Genomic DNA, 17,234 nt, shown 5'->3' with positions numbered 1-17,234 from the left:
GCGGAGTCACGGTGGGGGTATTGTCATTTGATTCGCGCGCGACGGGGGTCGCCGCGTGCAAATTCGTGCGGTCTTGGGGCAACTATGTCAGGCGTGATCGTGTCGATGCGTCGGACGCTGCTGTCGTGCACATCTCTCGTGCGCAACGGCCTGTTGGGAGGCGCTCTTGCAGCGCTGCTGCCGGCTGCGCCGGCCGAGGCCGCCGACCTCATCGACACCCTCTCCATCATGCTGGATTTCAACCGGCAGGAACTCGCGGTGCTCGCCACCGCGCTGGCCTTGCTCGGCTTCTCGGTGATGGCCGCGATCCTGTTGATGCGCACGCGCGTGCGCACGGCGAAGAACGAGGCGCGGCTGCGTGCTCGAATCGGGGAACTCCAGCTGCAGGCCGACCGCTTCGGCGCGCTGCTGTTCGCCGAGCCGCAGATCCTGATCTCGTGGCCCGCCGGCGACAATCGCGCGCAGATCTTCGGCGACGTCTCGATGGTGCTGCCGCGCGACTCCTCGCCGCAACGCGTGCTCGCCTTCGGAACCTGGCTGCCGCCGGAACCCGCGCTTCAGATGGATCATGCCGTCGATGCGCTGCGTGACCGCGGCGACGGGTTCCAGCTGACCCTCACGACCGCGCATGGCCACACGCTCGAGGCCATCGGCCGCGCCATCGGCGGCCAGGCCATTGTCCGGATTCGCGAACTGTCGGGGCTGCGCCGCGATCTGGCCGAGACCAATCTGCGCTACAACGCGCTCTCCGACGAGACCGAGATGCTGCGCGGCTTCGCCGCCAACGCACCCTGGCCGATCTGGGCCAAGGGCGAGAACGGCGCGCTGACCTACGCCAACCCGGCCTATGTCCGCGCCACCGAGGCGAACAACGTCACCGATGCGCAGGAGCGCAAGCTGGAGCTGCTCGACAGCGCCGACCGCACCGCCATGGAGCGGGGACTGAAGGACACCGCCAATTTCAATGCGCGCCTGCCGATCGTGGTCAGCGGCGAGCGGCGAATCTACGACGTGCGCGCGGTCAATGTCGGCCGCGGCAGCGTCGGCGTCGCCATCGACGCCAGCGAGGCGGATGCGCTCAGCTCGGCGCTGGTGCGGATGGCGGAGGCGCATCGCCGCACGCTCGACCAGCTCTCCTCCGGCGTTGCCGTGTTCGACGGCCAGCGCCGGCTCGCCTTCTACAACGATTCCTACCGCCGGCTGTGGGACCTCGACCGCGCCTTCCTCGACGCCAATCCCGACGATTCCAGCGTGCTGGACAAGCTCCGCGCGGCGCGAAAACTACCGGAGCAGCCCGACTTCCGCGCCTGGAAATCCAAGCTGCACGAGGCCTATCGCGCGGTCGAGACAACCAAGGACACCTGGTACCTGCCCGACGGCCGCGCGCTCTCGGTCGTCACCACGCCGAACCCGGAAGGCGGCGTCACCTATCTGTTCGACGACGTCACCGAGAGCCTCGAGCTCGCCCGCCGCTTCGACGGCATGATCCGGGTCCAGCGCGAGACGCTGGACAGCCTCGCCGAGGGCGTCGCGGTGTTCGGCAGCAACGGCAAGGCGCAATTGTTCAATCCGGCCTTCGTCCGGATGTGGAAGCTGTCGAGCGATGCCATGCGCGACGAGCCGCACATCCAGACGGTGGAAGGCTGGTGCCATCAGCTGTTCGACGACCCCGCGGTCTGGCGCCAGATCCGCGAGGCCGTCACCTCGATCGAGAGCCGCGCCGACGTGCCGCTGAAGCTGGAGCGCAAGGACGGCAGCGTGCTCGACGGCATGATCCGCCCGCTGCATGACGGCGCCACCATGCTGACGTTCCAGGACATCACCGACACCGAGAACGTCGAGCGCGCGCTGCGCGAGCGCAACGAGGCGCTCGAGGCCGCCGACCAGATGAAGGTGGATTTCGTCCACCACGTCTCCTACGAGCTGCGCTCGCCGCTCACCACCATCATCGGCTTCGCGCATTTCCTCAGCGATCCCTCGACCGGGCCGCTGACGCCGAAGCAGGCCGAATATCTCGACTACGTCACCAAATCGACCAACGCGCTGCTGGCGCTGACCAACAACATCCTGGATCTCGCGACCATCGACGCCGGCGCCATGAAGCTGGAACTCGGCCCGGTCGACGTCAGCAAGGCCATCGAGCTCGCCGCCGAGGGCATCCAGGACCGGCTCGCCACCGACCGCATCCGTCTCAAGGTCGACATCGCGCCCGACATCGGTAGCTTCTCCGGCGACGAGAAGCGCGTGGTGCAGGTGCTCTATAACCTCCTCGCCAACGCCGTCGGGTTTTCTCCACAGGATTCCACCGTCGGCATCAGCGCGCGGCGCACCGAGCGCAGCGTGGTCTTCACCGTGACAGATTCCGGGCCTGGAATACCTGCCGACATGAAGGACAAGGTGTTCAACTGGTTCGAAAGCCGCTCGCAGGGCTCGCGTCACCGCGGCGCCGGGCTCGGCCTGTCGCTGGTGCGCTCGTTCGTCGAGCTGCATGGCGGCAGCGTGCGGGTGGATTCGATCGTCGGCCGGGGCACGGTCGTGATCTGCGACTTCCCGACCGACCAGGCGGCGCATCGCGACGCCGCCGAATGAGCGCGCCCGCCACATTCTCCGTCGCGCTTCACAACGAGACGGCCACCGCGCAATTGATGGCCGACCTCGCGCTGCTGGTCGGCCCCGGCGACGTCATCACGCTCACCGGCGACCTCGGCGCCGGCAAGACCGCGGCCGCCCGCGCGCTGATCCGCTACCTCGCCGGCGACGAGACGCTGGAAGTGCCGAGCCCGACCTTCACGCTGCTGCAGGGCTACGAGCTGCCGCCGTTTCCGGTGGTGCACGCCGATCTCTACCGCGTCGAGGACGAGAGCGAGCTCGAGGAGATCGGGATGTCGCCGCTGCCCGATGCCACGCTGGTCCTGATCGAATGGCCGGAGCGTGCGCCGTCGGCGATGCCGCAGGACCGCATCGACATTTCGCTGACGCATCGCCCGGCACTGGGCTCGAACGCGCGCGCTGCCGACATCACCGGTTACGGCAAGAGCGCCGCCACCGTCGCGCGGCTGCAGGCGCTGCGCGAATTCCTCGATGCGTCAGGCTATCTCGAATCGACGCGTCGACGCATGGCCGGCGATGCCTCGACCCGATCCTATGCGCGACTCCTGCGCGACGACGAGATCGTCATCCTCATGAACTTTCCGCAGCGTCCGGATGGTGCCGCGACCTACAACGGGAAATCCTACAGCGCCGCGGTGCATCTCGCCGAGAACGTCAGACCGTTCGTCGCGATCGACGAAGGCCTGCGTGCGCAGGGCATCTCGGCGCCGATCATCCACCATGCCGACCTCGACCATGGCTTCCTGATCACCGAGGATTTCGGCAGCGAAGGCGTGGTCGAAGGCGACCCGCCACGCCCGATCGCCGAGCGCTACGAGGCCGCGACAGATGTGCTGGCCGCGCTCCACGGCAAGACGCTGCCGGACACGCTGCCGCTGGCGGATCAGACCTACGCCATACCTGTCTTCGATACCGAGGCGCTGCTGATCGAGATCGGCCTGATGCCGGAATGGTACCTGCCCGATCGCAACGCGCCGCTGAGCGCGGCGGCGCGCTCCGAATTCTTCGCGATGTGGCGCGAGCTGCTGCAGAAACCGCAGTCCGCGCCGAAGACGTGGATCATCCGCGACTATCACTCGCCCAACCTGATCTGGCTTGCGGATCGCACCGGCATCGCGCGCGTCGGCGTGATCGATTTTCAGGACACCGTGCTGGGGCCGCAATCCTACGACGTGGTGTCGCTGCTCCAGGACGCCCGCATCGACGTGCCCGAGAGCGTCGAGCTGACGCTGCTGTCGCGCTACATCAAGGCGCGGCGCGCTGCCGATGCCGGCTTCGATCCGGCCGGCTTCGCCGAGCTCTATGCCATCATGTCGGCACAGCGGAACACGCGGCTGCTCGGCACCTTCGCCCGCCTCAACCGCCGCGACGGCAAGCCGCACTACCTGCGTCACCAGCCGCGGATCTGGACCTATCTCCAGCGCTCGCTGGCGCATCCCGCGCTGAGCTCCCTGCGCGACTGGTATCTCGCGAACGTCCCACCGCCCCAAAGTCCGCCAAAGGCCTGATTCCGGGTTCCGATTTACCGGCTGTTAGCCAAGGCGCCGGTATTCTGCGGCGAGGCAGCCGGATGAATACGGGGCTGGAGCGGACAGATGGCGGTAAAGGCGGACCAGCGCGGCAATAACCGGGTTATTTTCGAGCGCGGGATCTCGGCCCAGATGATGGGGATCGACGGCACCTGGCGGCGCGACTGTACCATGGAGGACGTCTCCGAGACCGGCGCCAAGCTGACCATCGACGGCTCGGTGGAGGGCCTCCATCTGAAAGAGTTCTTTTTGCTGCTGTCGTCCACCGGCCTCGCGTACCGGCGCTGCGAACTGGCCTGGGTCAATGGCGACCAGATCGGCGTCAATTTCCTGAAAGTCGGCGACAAGAAGAAAAAGGCGCGTGCCGCAGCCGTCGGGGCATGACGGCAGCACCCGTCGTACAACCGTCACGGCGGGCAGTTAAGGCGATTGAGATGCGGTGCGGCTGATCGAACCTCGTGTTAGGATCGCTGCGAACGTGAAAGGTCTGGAAAGCGAAGGATGTCCGTCAAACCGACCAAAGCCATGGTGCTCGCCGCAGGGTTCGGCCTGCGCATGCGTCCGTTGACGGACAAGATGCCGAAGCCGATGGTCCCGGTGGCCGGCCAGCCGCTGCTCGACCACGTGCTCGACAAGCTCGGCCAGGCCGGCGTGACCGAGGCCGTGGTCAACGTCCATTACCTGCCGGATCAGATCATCGATCATGTCGCAACGCGCCAGCTTCCGCGCGTGACGATTTCCGACGAGCGCGACCAGGTGCTCGGCACCGGCGGCGGCGTGGTCAAGGCGTTGCCGCTGCTTGGCGATGCACCGTTCTTCCACGTCAATTCCGACACGCTGTGGATCGACGGCGTGCGCTCCAATCTGACGCGGCTCGCTGAAAACTTCGACCCCGCGCGCATGGACATCCTGCTGCTGATGGCGCCGACCGCGACCAGCATCGGCTATAGCGGCCGCGGCGACTACGGCATGCTGCCCGACGGCGTCCTGCGCAAGCGCAAGGAAAAGGAAGTCGTTCCGTTCGTCTATGCCGGCGCTGCGATCCTGTCGCCGTCGATCTTCGAAGGCGCGCCGCAGGGCGAGTTCTCGCTGACGAAGATGTTCGACCGCGCGGGCGAGCAGGAGCGGCTGTTCGGCCTCCGCCTCGACGGCGTCTGGATGCATGTCGGCACGCCCGACGCCGTGCACGCCGCGGAAGAAGCGTTCCTGGAGAGCGTGGCATAAATTCGACTCGAAGACGGTGCCGTAGGGTCGGCAGAGGCGCCCTTGCGCCATGCCCACCACCTCTCGATCACAAAGACGCGTGGGCACGCTTCGCTTTTCCACCCTACGAGACTTTCGTGTCCCGGACGCGGTGCGGCCGAAGTGCCGCTCCGCAGAACCGGGACCCAGAAAACTCGCAAACTCGACCAAGGGACATAGGCCCCGGCTCAGCGGCGAATCACTGCATGCTGCGCCGCTGAGCCGCGGCACGAGAGCGGTGGGACGGGAAACAACGGGGACGATCTCCGCTCACCCGTATCCATTTGAATCTGCCTCCCTATATTGGCGCCTGATCCTCCGAATCAGGCAGCCATGCGCGTCTTCAGCGTTCCCCTCTCAGTTCCGTTCCTGCGCACGATTGTCTCCGCTCTGCTGGAGGGACGGCTGGTCGAGGGATTCGAGGCGCGCAAGGAACCGGCGCGGCTGGCGGATGCCACGCTGTATCTGCCGACGAGGCGCGCGATGCGCGTGGTTCGCGAGATCTTCCTCGACGAGATGGGGGCGGACGCGGTGGTGCTGCCGCGCATCGTCGCGCTCGGCGACATCGACGAAGATGAGCTCGCTTTCGCCGATGAAGGCGAGCAGTTCTCCGGAGCAACGCCGCTCGACATTCCGCCGCGGCTTGGCGAGCTCGAACGGCGGCTGACGCTGGCGCAACTGGTCGGCGCCTGGGCCAAGGGGCCGGTGCTGTCGCCGCTGGTGGTCGGCGGACCCGCGTCGACGCTGGCGCTCGCAGGCGACCTCGCGCGGCTGATCGACGACATGGTGACGCGCGGCGTCGACTGGAGCGCGCTCGACGGTCTCGTACCGGACAACCTCGATCGCTACTGGCAGCACTCGCTCGAATTCCTGCGCATCGCCCGCGTCGCCTGGCCCGGTCATCTCGCCGAGATCAACCGGATCGAGCCGGCGGCGCGGCGCGATCTCCTGATCGCGGCGGAGGCCAAACGGCTGACCGCGCATCCGCATGGCCCCGTGATCGCGGCGGGTTCGACCGGCTCGATGCCGGCGACCGCGAAATTCCTGCACGCAGTCGCCTCGCTGCCGCATGGCGCCGTGGTGCTGCCGGGCCTCGACACCGATCTCGACGACGACGCCTGGCGCAGCATCGGCGGTGTGCGTGATTCACTCGGCAAGTTCGTGGAGCATCCGGCCTCGAACCATCCGCAATACGCCCTGCACGCGCTGCTGGATCGTTTCGGCATCAAGCGCAGCGACGTCGAGATCCTCCAGCCGCCGGCAGAGGGCGGCCGCGATCTGCTCGCATCCGAGTCGATGCGGCCCTCCGCCAAGACGGAAGTCTGGCACGACCGTCTGAAGCAGCCGGATGTCGCCGCAAAGATCGCGGGCGGCATGACGAACCTCGCCGTCGTCGAAGCTGCCAACCCCGAGATGGAAGCGCTCGCCATTGCCATCGCGATGCGCGAGGCACGGCATCTCGACAAATCCGCGGCGCTGGTGACGCCCGACCGCGCGCTGGCGCGTCGCGTGATGGCCGCACTCACGCGCTGGGATCTGGCGTTCGACGATTCCGGCGGCGACGTGCTGATGGAGACCTCTGCGGGCGTCTTTGCGCGCCTCGTAGCGGAAGCCGCCACCAAGGGGTTGGAGCCGCCGACGCTGCTGGCGATGCTGAAGCATCCGCTGTGCCGGCTTGGCCGGTTGCCTGGCGCATGGAAGGCGGCGATCGAAGACCTCGAGCTTGCAATCCTGCGCGGCACGCGCCCGCCTGCCGGCACGGCAGGCCTGTTGCGCGAGTTCAACCGTTTTCGTGAGGAGTTGGCCAAGCTGTGGCGCAGCGAGGTTTCCGCGCTCCACAAGGCCGAGCCCCGTGCGCGTCTCAAGGCCGATGCTATCGACCGCATCCAGGCGCTGATCGATGTCCTGCAGAAGGCGCTGGCGCCGATCGAGAGCCTCGCATCGTCCAAGCCATTCGACTTCGCCGAGCTCGCGCACCGGCATCGCGAGATCATGATCGAGCTGTCGCGCGACGAGCAGGGCATCCCGCTGGCCTTCGAGGAACGCGAAGGCCTCGCACTTGCCAGCGCCTTCGACGATCTGCTGCGCGGCGGCAGGACCTGCGGCTTGATGGTGACGCTGCCCGACTATCCCGACGTCTTCCAGACCGCGTTCAGCGACCGCGCCGTGCGACGGCGCGACAAGCCGGGTGCGCGGCTACAGATCTACGGTCCGCTGGAATCACGCCTGATGCAGGCCGACCGAATCATCGTCGGCGGGCTGATCGAAGGCGTCTGGCCGCCGGCGCCGCGGATCGATCCCTGGCTGAGCCGGCCGATGCGGCACGAGCTTGGTCTCGATCTTCCGGAGCGCCGCATCGGCCTCTCCGCACACGACTTCGCCCAGCTGCTTGGCGGCGGCGAGGTGATCCTCACCCATTCCGCCAAGGCCGGCGGCGCGCCGGCGGTGGCATCGCGCTTCCTGCACCGGCTCGAGGCGGTTGCGGGCGACGGTCATTGGAAGGCGGCCGTTCGCGCCGGCGAGAAATATGTGCAGTTCGCGAGCGCACTGGACCAGCCGGACAAGGTCGAGCCGATCAAGCAGCCCGAGCCGCGGCCGCCGCGGGCGACCCGGCCGCTCAGGATGTCGGTCACAGCAATCGAGGACTGGCTGCGCGACCCCTACACGATCTACGCAAAACACATCCTGCGGCTCGATGCGCTCGATCCCGTCGACATGCCGCTGTCGGCCGCCGACCGCGGTTCGGCAATCCACGATGCGATCGGCGAGTTCACGGAAACCTATGCCGCGCATCTGCCGGCCGATCCCGCCCGCGTGCTGCGCACGATCGGGGAAAAGCATTTCGCGCCGCTGATGGAGCGGCCCGAGGCGCGGGCGCTGTGGTGGCCGCGCTTCCAGCGCATCGCGCGCTGGTTCGGCGAATGGGAGACCGCGCGGCGCGACGCGATCGAGGCCGTCCTCGCAGAGACCCGCGGCGAGATCTCGATCAGGCTCGATCACGAGCGCAGCTTCCGCCTGTCCGCGCGCGCCGACCGCATCGAGCGGCGCCAGGGCGGCGGCTACGCCATCCTCGACTACAAGACCGGCCAGCCGCCGACCGGCAAGCAGGTTCGCATGGGACTTTCGCCGCAGCTCACGCTGGAGGCCGCGATCCTGCGCGAGGGCGGCTTTCCCGGCATCGACGCCGGAGCGTCCGTGAGCCAGCTGGTTTATGTCCGCCTGAGCGGCAACAATCCGCCGGGCGAGGAGCGTATCCTCGAGCTCAAGTACAAGCAGGGTGACGAGCCGCAGCCGCCGGACACCGCGGCCGCCGAGGCGCGGGCCAAGCTGGAGGCACTGATCCGTGCCTTCGACGACGAGAACCAGCCCTACACCTCGCTGAACCTGCCGATGTGGACCAACCGCTACGGCACCTATGACGATCTCGCCCGGATCAAGGAATGGTCCGCGGCCGGCGGCCTGGGGATCGAGGAATGGTGAAGCTGCCCCGCCCCATTCCTGACGAGGTGCGCGCGCGGCAGGCGCGCGCGTCAGATCCGACTGCATCGGCTTTCGTGTCGGCCAATGCCGGCTCGGGCAAGACTCATGTGCTGGTGCAGCGGGTGATCCGCCTGCTGCTGTCGGGCGTGCCGCCGGAAAAGATCCTCTGCATCACCTTTACCAAGGCGGCCGCCGCCAACATGGCCGAGCGCGTGTTCACCACGTTAGGGCATTGGGTGACGCTGGACGATACCGGGCTCGACGCAGCGATCCGCGCGGTCGGCATCCCGCATCCCAGCGCAAAAATTCGCCGCGACGCGCGAAAACTGTTCGCCTGCGCGCTGGAGACACCGGGCGGGCTGAAGGTGCAGACCATCCACGCACTGTGCACGCGCCTGCTCCAGCAGTTTCCGTTCGAGGCCAACGTGCCTGCGCGCTTTGCCGTGATCGACGAGCGCGACCAGACCGACATGATGGAGCGCGCCAATCTGAAGGTGCTGCTGGAGGCCGCGCGCGCCCCCGACAGCGTTACCGGCCGCGCCTTGCTGACCGCGATGGCGAGCGCCGCCGACGTCACCTTCAAGGAGGTCGTGCGCGAAGCGTGTCTCAGCCGCGATCATTTCATGGCCTGGACGGATGAGGCCGGCAGTGCCGAAGCGGCGGCGGCCCAGCTGGCAGCAGCTTTGGGTGTCGATGCGAGCGATCGCATCGAGGACGTCGAGACGGACATTCTCGATGGCCCCTACCTGCCGCGTTCGCGCTGGGAGGATATCGCCTTTGCGCTGGAGGACGGCAGCAAGTCGGACAATGACCAAGCCTCCCGTCTTCGCGAGGCCAAGGTCTTTTCCGGCAGTGCGCAGGTCGATGCCTATCTCTGCGTCTTCCTCACCGACGAAAAGCTGCCGCGCAAGGCGGTTTTGACCAAGAAGTTCGGCGAACACAACCCGTCCGTCGCCCGCCTGTTCGAGAACGAGGCGCAGCGCCTCGCCGGATTGATCGAGAAGCGCCGCGCCGTGACCATGCGCGACCGCACCGCGGCGCTGCTGCACATCGCAACCGCCGCCGCCGCGAACTATCGCCGCGAGAAGCAGGAGCGTGGCCTGCTCGACTATGACGACCTCATCGACAAGACGCTGGCGATGCTGAACCGCGTGTCTTCGGGCTGGGTGCATTACAAGCTCGACCGCGGCGTCGATCATGTCCTGATCGACGAAGCCCAGGACACCAGTCCGCGGCAATGGGATATCGTCGCCCACATCATCTCCGAATTCACGGCCGGCGAAGGCGCGCGCGACGGGCTGAACCGCACGGTCTTCGCGGTCGGCGACGAGAAACAGTCGATCTTCTCGTTCCAGGGTGCCGACCCGCACGAATTCGACAAACGCAAGCGAGAGCTGGATCGCAGATTCAGGGCTGCCGGGCTGAAGTTCGACCCCGTCGCCTTCACCTACTCGTTCCGTTCGGGTGCTGCGATCCTGCATTCGGTCGACCACGTCTTCCGCGACCCCACGATCTACAAGAGCATCCATTCGATCGACGTCGGCCATCCCTTGCACAACTCGCTCAGCGATGCTGGACCAAGCGTCGTCGAGCTCTGGGATCTCGCGGAAGCCGACGATCGGCAGGACATCGAGGGCTGGCGCGCGCCGTTCGACGGTGTTGCGGTCACCAGCCCCGAAGTCAAACTGGCGCGCAGGATCCAGGCCGAGATCAAGCAACTGGTCGAGAGCGGCACGCTGACCGGGCATGAGGGCGAGCGCCGGCCGCTGCGCTACGGCGACATGCTGATCCTGGTGCGACGGCGCGGCAATGCGTTCGACGCGGTGATCCAGGCGCTGAAGCATGCTGGCGTTCCCGTCGCCGGCGCCGACCGGCTCAAGCTGACCGAGCATATCGCGATCATCGACCTGATGAACCTCGCGGACGCGCTGCTGCTGCCGCAGGACGATCTCGCGCTGGCGGTGGCGCTGAAGAGCCCGCTGTTCGGCCTCGATGACGACGACCTGTTTCAGTTGGCCCATGAGCGCAAGGGCTCGCTGCGCCGCGCACTCGGCGAGCATGCGGCCGGAAGCGAGAAGTTCGCGGCCGTGCTGCGGCGTCTGGAGGCCTGCGAGGCCCGTGCGCGCGAGGAGACGCCGTTCGCGTTCTACGCCTGGCTGTTGGGAGGCGACGGCGGCCGTGCGCGCATCCTGCGCCGGCTTGGCCATGAGGCCAATGACGCGCTCGACGAATTCCTGGAGCTCGCGCTCAGCTGTGAGCGCAAGGCGCCGGCCTCGTTGCAGGGCTTCATGGCCTGGCTGCGCTCCGCCGACACCGAGGTGAAGCGCGACATGGAAATCTCCCGCGACGAGGTGCGGGTGATGACCGTGCACGGCGCCAAGGGGCTGGAAGCTTCGGTCGTGTTCATGGTCGACACCACCTCGTCGCCCGCGGACTCGCAGCGGGTCCGGCTGATCCACGTGCCGCGTGGCAATGGCGGCGAGGTCGTGGTCTGGGCGGGCCGCAAGGCCGACGACCCCAAGCCCGTCGCCGACGCGCGCAAGGCCATGCTCGAGGAAACCGAGGACGAATATCGCCGCCTGCTCTATGTCGCGATGACGCGTGCGGCCGACCGCCTGATCGTCGGCGGCTGCATGCCCGGCAACATGAAGACGGTCCGCAAACTGAGCTGGTATGATCTGGTCGACACCGGGCTCAAAGGCTCGGGCCTGGACAAGCAGGTGATCGAGACGCCGCTCGGCAAGGTGACCCGATTCGCCCGGCCTGAGGATGTCACCGCGCTGGGGATCCCGGCGGCGGCCGTGGACCAGACGATCGCGCTGCCGGCATGGCTGCGAACGCCGGCGCCGAACGAGACCGTGGACGACGATCTGGTGCGCCCGTCCGGCCAGTCGGCCGAGGATGGCCGCAGCGTGCGGACAGGCGAATCCGTGCAGACACGCGCTCTCGCGTTGCAACGCGGCACGCTGGTGCATCGTCTGCTGCAATCCCTGCCCGATATCGCCGCGGAACGCCGCCGCGAGGCCGCGCTCGGCTTCATGGCGCGCAACGCCGCGGACTGGCCGGACGCCGATCGCGCCGCTTTGGCCGACAAGGTCCTGGCCTTGATCACCGAACCGCGCTTTGCGCCGGTCTTTGCCGCCGGCAGCCGCGCCGAAGTCGCCATCGCCGGCCGGCTGGAGCGGCCGGGCCGGCCACCGGCCCTGGTGTCGGGGCAGATCGACCGGCTGGTCGTTCGTCCGGATGAGGTGCTGATCATCGATTTCAAGACCAACCAGGCGCCGGCCAAAAGCGCGGCCGAGGCACCCATCGCCTACGTCCGGCAGCTTGCGCTGTACCGGGCCGTGCTGGCGCGGCTTTATCCCCAAAAGCCTGTCAGGGCGGTCCTGCTCTGGACCGAGGCCCTTGAATACATGGAGATTTCAGCCCCCGCGCTGGACGCGGCGCTGGCATCCCTTCATGTCGGCGTGAGCATCCTTGACCCGGCAACAGGCCGTTCATAGGTTGACGCCATGATCCCCGGCGCGATTCCAGGTCGCGCCGATTCTCTTTCAACCGAACGAGGTAAATCCCATGGCCGTTGGCAAGGTTTCTGACACCGATTTCGAAGCCGAAGTGCTCAAGGCGAACGGTCCCGTCGTCGTCGATTTCTGGGCCGAGTGGTGCGGTCCCTGCCGCATGATCGCGCCCGCCCTCGACGAGATCGCCGGCGCGATGGGCGACAAGGTCAAGATCGTGAAGCTCAACGTCGACGAGAGCCCGAAGACCGCCTCGAAGTACGGCGTGATGTCGATCCCCACCCTGATGATCTTCAAGGGCGGCGAGATGGCCTCGCGCCAGGTCGGCGCGGCGCCGAAGGCGAAGCTGCAGCAGTGGATCACCTCCGCGGTCTGATCGCCTCACGCGAGTTTATTTTCGAGAACGGCCGGCGAAAGCCGGCCGTTCTGCGTTGTTGGGACGTGTCCAGCGTATGACGAGTCCCAGCCATTGCCTGCCCCTCCCGCAAAGCGCGCGCGCAAATCGACATCTCTCGCTGCGATGGAGGCGCGGTCGGTCGACGAGATCCCGCGCGGCAAGGAATGGCAGTACGAGCCGAAATGGGATGGCTTTCGCTGCCTGCTGACGCGCGACGGCAGCCGCATCGATCTGCGCTCCAAATCCGGCGAGGACCTCACGCGCTATTTCCCCGAGATCGTCGCGGCCGCGCTGACGCTAAAAACCGATCGCTTCACGCTCGACGGCGAGATCGTCGTGCCGCTCGCCAAGAGCTTTTCCTTCGACGCGTTGCTGCAACGGATTCATCCGGCTGCGAGCCGGGTGAAGAAGCTCTCGCAGGAAACGCCGGCGCTCTATCTCGTCTTCGATCTGCTCGCGACGGCAAAACAGAAGCAGCTTGCCGAGAAGCCGATCGGCGAACGGCGGCCGGCGCTGGAGACTTTTGCAAAAGCCTATCTGAAGGGGAGCTGCTTCCATCTCTCGCCGGCAACGACGAGCTACGCCACCGCGAAGAAATGGCTGGCTCAGTCCGGCGGCGGCTCGGACGGCGTCATCGCCAAGCAAATCGACCTGCCCTACCAGGCCGGAAATCGCGACGGCATGCAGAAGATCAAGAAATTTCGCAGCGCCGACTGCGTGATCGGCGGCTTCCGTTATGCCTCCAACAAGATCGCCGGCCGCAACGTGGTCGGCTCCCTGCTGCTTGGGCTCTACGACGATGCTGGACTGCTGCACCATGTCGGATTCACCTCGGCGATCAAGGCGAACGAGAAGCCGGCGCTGACCGATCGGCTGGAGCCGCTGATCGGCGAGCCCGGCTTCACCGGCAACGCGCCGGGCGGACCGAGCCGGTGGTCGACCGAGCGTTCGGCCAAATGGTGCCCGCTCAGGCCGAAGCTGGTGATCGAGGTCTGCTACGATCATTTCAGCGGCGAGCGGTTTCGCCACGGCACCTCGATCCTGCGCTGGCGCCCCGACAAGGCGCCGCGGCAATGCAGCTTCGATCAGCTGAAGCAGAAGGTGGCGGATCCGATGAAGCTCTTGAAGTAATCCGCGCTCGTGCTCCGGACGCACCGCATCGCTTCTTCGGCGATGCGCCTTGTCCGCGACACGAGAGATCTACTTGATCCACCCCGTCGCCAGCGCGTTCGCCAGTTCCTGCTGATTGTTGCGACGGGCCAGCGCGGCCATCGCCTCGTGATCATACGCGACGTGGCGGAACGTCACCTGCCAAGCATCATTTGTGCGCTCGAGGATCGCATAGCGCGCATGCGGCGTGCCGGCTTCGACGACATGCGGATAGGGATGCTTGTCACGAAAGCCGGGACTGCCGACGCTGCCGGGATTGACGATCAGCCGGCCATCACGCAGGCGCACGGCGCGCGCGAGATGGGTATGAGCGCAAAGGATCAACGACTGCGTGATGTCTCCTGCGAGCCGCTCGATACGATCGAGCGGCGACAGCGCCACCACGCCGTCGGGATTCACGGTGTCGAGCCAGTAAACCTCGTCATTGTCGGGCGTCGCGTGGCAAAGAAAGACCTGCTCGCGGAAGACACGCGCCTTCGGATGTGCGCGCAGCCAGTCGAGCTGGGCGGCGTCCAGCGCATCATAGGCGGGACGGTCCCACGAGCCCATCTTTTCCGGCGGGCGGTCGAGCAGATAGCGGTCGTGGTTGCCGAGCACGTGCGCGGCGTCGAGCCGCATCAGGATCTCGATGGTGCGGCGTGCGTCGAGCGGCCCGCTCAGCATATCGCCGAGATTGACGATGTCGGCGATGTCAAGCGCGCGGATGTCGGCGAGGACAGCTTCCAGCGCAAGGTAATTTCCGTGGACGTCGGCAATGGCAGCAAAGCGCATTGTTGTTGTCTCTCCTCTCGTGCCCGACGCAGTGATGCGCTGCAGAGCCGAGGCCCATGTTGCGGCATTCCGGGTCCCGGCTCGCGCTTCGCGCGTCCGGGACACGCAAGCTCATGCAGGCGGCGTGCCGTTGATGGCGAGCACGTGACCGGCGAGATAGAGCGATCCGGTAATCAAAATGCGCGGCGGGACTTCATAGGCGAGTTTCGACAGCGCCCGCAGCGCGGCCTCGACGCCTGCAACAGTCTCGACGCGCATGCCGAGGCTACGCGCGGCATCCGCGAGGCGATCGACCGGCATTGCGTTCTCGACGTCGGGGATCGGCACCGCGATGATGTGACGGGTGAGTCCGGCAAAATTGGCGAGAAAGCCCGGCGCATCCTTGTTGGCCATCATGCCGGCGATGACGACCAGTGGCCGCGACACCCGCTCTTCGAGGTCGCCGAGCGCGGCTGCTGCGACGCGGCCGCCTTCGGCATTATGTCCCCCGTCGAGCCAGATCTCCGAGCCCTGCGGCCCCCAGGACTGCAGCTCGCCCGAGGCGATGCGCTGCATCCGCGCCGGCCATTCGGCACCGACGATGCCGGCTTCGAATGCGGCGTGGTTGACCTTGAAGTTCGGAAGCACGCGCAGCGTTGCGATGGCAAGTCCGGCATTGTCGAACTGGTGGCGGCCGAACAGCCGCGGCGCCGTGAGATCCATCAGGCCGCGGTCGTCGGAATAGACCAGCCGACCGTGCTCGACATTGACGTGCCAACTCTCGTTCGCCGCAAACAATGGCGCGCGCATGCGCTTGGCCTCTGCCTCGATGACCGCCATGGCCTCGCCCGCCTGCTCGGCGCAGATCACGGGCACGCCGCGCTTGATGATCGCGGCCTTCTCGCCGGCGATCGACGTCAGGGTGTCCCCGAGAAAATCCATGTGATCCATGCTGACAGGCGTGATCACGCAGGCCGCAGGGGCGTCGACCACGTTGGTCGAATCGAGCCGGCCGCCGAGGCCGACTTCGAGCAGCACGACATCGGCCGGGTTCTGCGCGAACAGATGAAACGCCGCGGCGGTCTTCAGCTCGAACAATGTCGCGGCTTCACCGGCATTGACGCGCTCGACCTCTTCCAGCGCGGCGCGCAACTCGTCGTCACCGACCAGCACGCCGCCGCCGGCGCGGCCGAGCCGGAAACATTCATTGATACGGACGAGATAGGGCGAAGTATAGGCGTGGACACGCAGGCCCGCGGCCTCCAGCGTCGCGCGCAGGTAGGCCAGCGTCGATCCCTTGCCGTTGGTGCCGGCGATGTGGATTACCGGCGGCAGCTTGCGTTCGGGATGGCCGAGCCGCTCGAGCAGGCGGTGCATCCGCTCCAGCCCGAGGTCGATACGCTTCTGATGCAGGACCGACAGCCGCCCGATCAATTCACCGAGCGGCGTCTGCGTGCTGTCGGGGGACGCGTTCACGCGTGCGGCGCAGCCGGCGCCGTTTCAGCCGCCGATACGATCTGAGCCGGGCTCGTGACGGCCTGTATCGGCTTCGACGCGCCCTCCTGCGCCGGAGCCCTGGTCAGCAGGCGACAGAGCCGCGCCAAGGTCGGGCGCAGCTCGTGGCGATGCACGACCATGTCGACCATGCCGTGATCCTTGAGATACTCGGCGCGCTGGAAGCCCTCCGGAAGCTTCTCGCGAATGGTCTGCTCGATCACGCGCGCGCCGGCAAAACCGATCAGCGCGCCGGGCTCGGCGATCTGCACGTCTCCGAGCATCGCGTAGGAGGCGGTGACGCCGCCGGTGGTCGGATTGGTCAGCACGACGATATAGGGCAGCTTGGCTTCGCGCAGCATCTGCACCGCAACGGTCGTGCGCGGCATCTGCATCAGCGACAGGATGCCTTCCTGCATGCGCGCGCCACCTGACGCCGCAAACACGATGAACGGCGACTTCTTCTCGACCGCGAGCTCGAGCCCGCGCACGAGGGCTTCGCCCGCGGCCATGCCGAGCGAGCCGCCCATGAAGTCGAAATCCTGCACGGCGACGACGACGGCGGAGCCTTCGAGCTTGCCGTAGCCGACCTTGACCGCGTCGTTCAGGTTGGTTCGGGCGCGCGCATCCTTGATGCGGTCGACGTATTTCTTCTCATCACGGAACTTGAGCGGATCGGGCGTAACCTCGGGCAGCGCGACGTCGTACCAGGTCTCGTTGTCGAAGATCGACTTCAGACGCGCCACCGCGCCCATGCGCATGTGGTAGTTCGAGCCGGGGATGACGAACTGGTTGGCCTCGACGTCCTTGTAGAACACGAGCTGTCCGGAATCCGGGCACTTGATCCACAGGTTCTCCGGCGTCTCCCGCCGCAGCATGTTGCGGATCTTCGGCCGGACCACGTTGGTAAGCCAGTTCATGGTTTGCTCCGATGTGCGAACCCGCCTCGCGGATCGCCTGAAGGGATATATGGCGACCGGGCCGCTGCCCGGCAAGCCGCCGTGTCGCCCGCCTTAGAGCATGATCCGGAAAAGTGTGACGCGG

General features: G+C 66.8%; 11 protein-coding genes. 8 read left to right on the top strand and 3 right to left on the bottom strand.

Annotated elements, in window-relative coordinates; genetic code table 11:
* Positions 1-84: 84 nt before the first annotated feature.
* The 8 genes from JQ580_RS10190 to JQ580_RS10155 all read left to right on the top strand — a co-directional run bounded on the left by JQ580_RS10190 (position 85) and on the right by JQ580_RS10155 (position 13,907).
* Positions 85-2,589, top strand: a complete 2,505-nt coding sequence (locus JQ580_RS10190; protein WP_212279834.1) for a sensor histidine kinase — start codon at positions 85-87, stop codon at positions 2,587-2,589.
* Positions 2,586-4,118 carry a tRNA (adenosine(37)-N6)-threonylcarbamoyltransferase complex ATPase subunit type 1 TsaE gene (gene tsaE, locus JQ580_RS10185; RefSeq protein WP_212279832.1) on the top strand — a complete coding sequence of 511 codons (1,533 nt, stop codon included), beginning with the start codon at positions 2,586-2,588 and terminating at the stop codon, positions 4,116-4,118. Before JQ580_RS10190 ends, tsaE begins: the two co-directional genes overlap by 4 nt.
* Before the next feature lie 87 nt (positions 4,119-4,205).
* On the top strand, positions 4,206-4,523 hold the full coding sequence (locus JQ580_RS10180; protein ID WP_212279823.1) for a PilZ domain-containing protein: 318 nt from the start codon (positions 4,206-4,208) through the stop codon (positions 4,521-4,523).
* A 117-nt stretch (positions 4,524-4,640) separates the two neighbouring features.
* On the top strand, positions 4,641-5,363 hold the full coding sequence (locus JQ580_RS10175; RefSeq protein WP_212279815.1) for a nucleotidyltransferase family protein: 723 nt from the start codon (positions 4,641-4,643) through the stop codon (positions 5,361-5,363).
* 351 nt (positions 5,364-5,714) lie between these two features.
* Positions 5,715-8,861 (top strand): double-strand break repair protein AddB, encoded by a 3,147-nt coding sequence (gene addB / locus JQ580_RS10170; RefSeq protein WP_212279813.1) that lies wholly within the window; start codon positions 5,715-5,717, stop codon positions 8,859-8,861.
* Positions 8,855-12,364, top strand: coding sequence for a double-strand break repair helicase AddA (addA, locus tag JQ580_RS10165; RefSeq protein WP_212279810.1), 3,510 nt, complete (start codon positions 8,855-8,857; stop codon positions 12,362-12,364). Before addB ends, addA begins: the two co-directional genes overlap by 7 nt.
* Before the next feature lie 70 nt (positions 12,365-12,434).
* Positions 12,435-12,755, top strand: coding sequence for a thioredoxin (gene trxA, locus JQ580_RS10160; RefSeq protein ID WP_007598398.1), 321 nt, complete (start codon positions 12,435-12,437; stop codon positions 12,753-12,755).
* A gap of 144 nt (positions 12,756-12,899) precedes the next feature.
* Positions 12,900-13,907: an ATP-dependent DNA ligase gene (locus JQ580_RS10155; protein WP_212280229.1), complete on the top strand. Its 1,008-nt coding sequence runs from the start codon at positions 12,900-12,902 to the stop codon at positions 13,905-13,907.
* A 69-nt stretch (positions 13,908-13,976) separates the two neighbouring features.
* On the opposite strand, the gene JQ580_RS10150 is transcribed toward JQ580_RS10155, so the two are convergent.
* The 3 genes from JQ580_RS10150 to accD all read right to left on the bottom strand — a co-directional run bounded on the left by JQ580_RS10150 (position 13,977) and on the right by accD (position 17,110).
* A complete protein-coding gene (locus JQ580_RS10150) occupies positions 13,977-14,717 on the bottom strand; it encodes a metallophosphoesterase family protein (protein WP_212279808.1) in 741 nt (246 codons plus the stop codon).
* Positions 14,718-14,828: 111 nt separating this feature from the next.
* Entirely contained in the window at positions 14,829-16,172 is a 1,344-nt protein-coding gene (locus JQ580_RS10145) for a bifunctional folylpolyglutamate synthase/dihydrofolate synthase (RefSeq protein WP_212279806.1), read from the bottom strand.
* Positions 16,169-17,110, bottom strand: a complete 942-nt coding sequence (gene accD, locus JQ580_RS10140; RefSeq protein ID WP_212279804.1) for an acetyl-CoA carboxylase, carboxyltransferase subunit beta — start codon at positions 17,108-17,110, stop codon at positions 16,169-16,171. The genes JQ580_RS10145 and accD overlap by 4 nt, the downstream gene beginning before the upstream one ends.
* Positions 17,111-17,234 lie beyond the last annotated feature (124 nt).

Origin of the sequence: Bradyrhizobium sp. SZCCT0148 (assembly GCF_018129985.1) — a bacterium.
In the GTDB taxonomy this organism is placed as follows: domain Bacteria; phylum Pseudomonadota; class Alphaproteobacteria; order Rhizobiales; family Xanthobacteraceae; genus Bradyrhizobium; species Bradyrhizobium japonicum_H.
The sequence above is the reverse complement of the archived record's forward strand: the minus strand, read 5'-3'. Positions and strand labels throughout refer to the sequence as shown.

Excerpts from the sequence above, each read along its gene's own strand:
- JQ580_RS10190 (WP_212279834.1), top strand. The coding sequence starts at position 85 with ATGTCAGGCGTGATCGTGTCGATGCGTCGGACGCTGCTGTCGTGCACA.
- tsaE (WP_212279832.1), top strand. The coding sequence starts at position 2,586 with ATGAGCGCGCCCGCCACATTCTCCGTCGCGCTTCACAACGAGACGGCC.
- JQ580_RS10180 (WP_212279823.1), top strand. The coding sequence starts at position 4,206 with ATGGCGGTAAAGGCGGACCAGCGCGGCAATAACCGGGTTATTTTCGAG.
- JQ580_RS10175 (WP_212279815.1), top strand. The coding sequence starts at position 4,641 with ATGTCCGTCAAACCGACCAAAGCCATGGTGCTCGCCGCAGGGTTCGGC.
- addB (WP_212279813.1), top strand. The coding sequence starts at position 5,715 with ATGCGCGTCTTCAGCGTTCCCCTCTCAGTTCCGTTCCTGCGCACGATT.
- addA (WP_212279810.1), top strand. The coding sequence starts at position 8,855 with ATGGTGAAGCTGCCCCGCCCCATTCCTGACGAGGTGCGCGCGCGGCAG.
- trxA (WP_007598398.1), top strand. The coding sequence starts at position 12,435 with ATGGCCGTTGGCAAGGTTTCTGACACCGATTTCGAAGCCGAAGTGCTC.
- JQ580_RS10155 (WP_212280229.1), top strand. The coding sequence starts at position 12,900 with ATGGAGGCGCGGTCGGTCGACGAGATCCCGCGCGGCAAGGAATGGCAG.
- JQ580_RS10150 (WP_212279808.1), bottom strand. The coding sequence starts at position 14,717 with ATGCGCTTTGCTGCCATTGCCGACGTCCACGGAAATTACCTTGCGCTG.
- accD (WP_212279804.1), bottom strand. The coding sequence starts at position 17,110 with ATGAACTGGCTTACCAACGTGGTCCGGCCGAAGATCCGCAACATGCTG.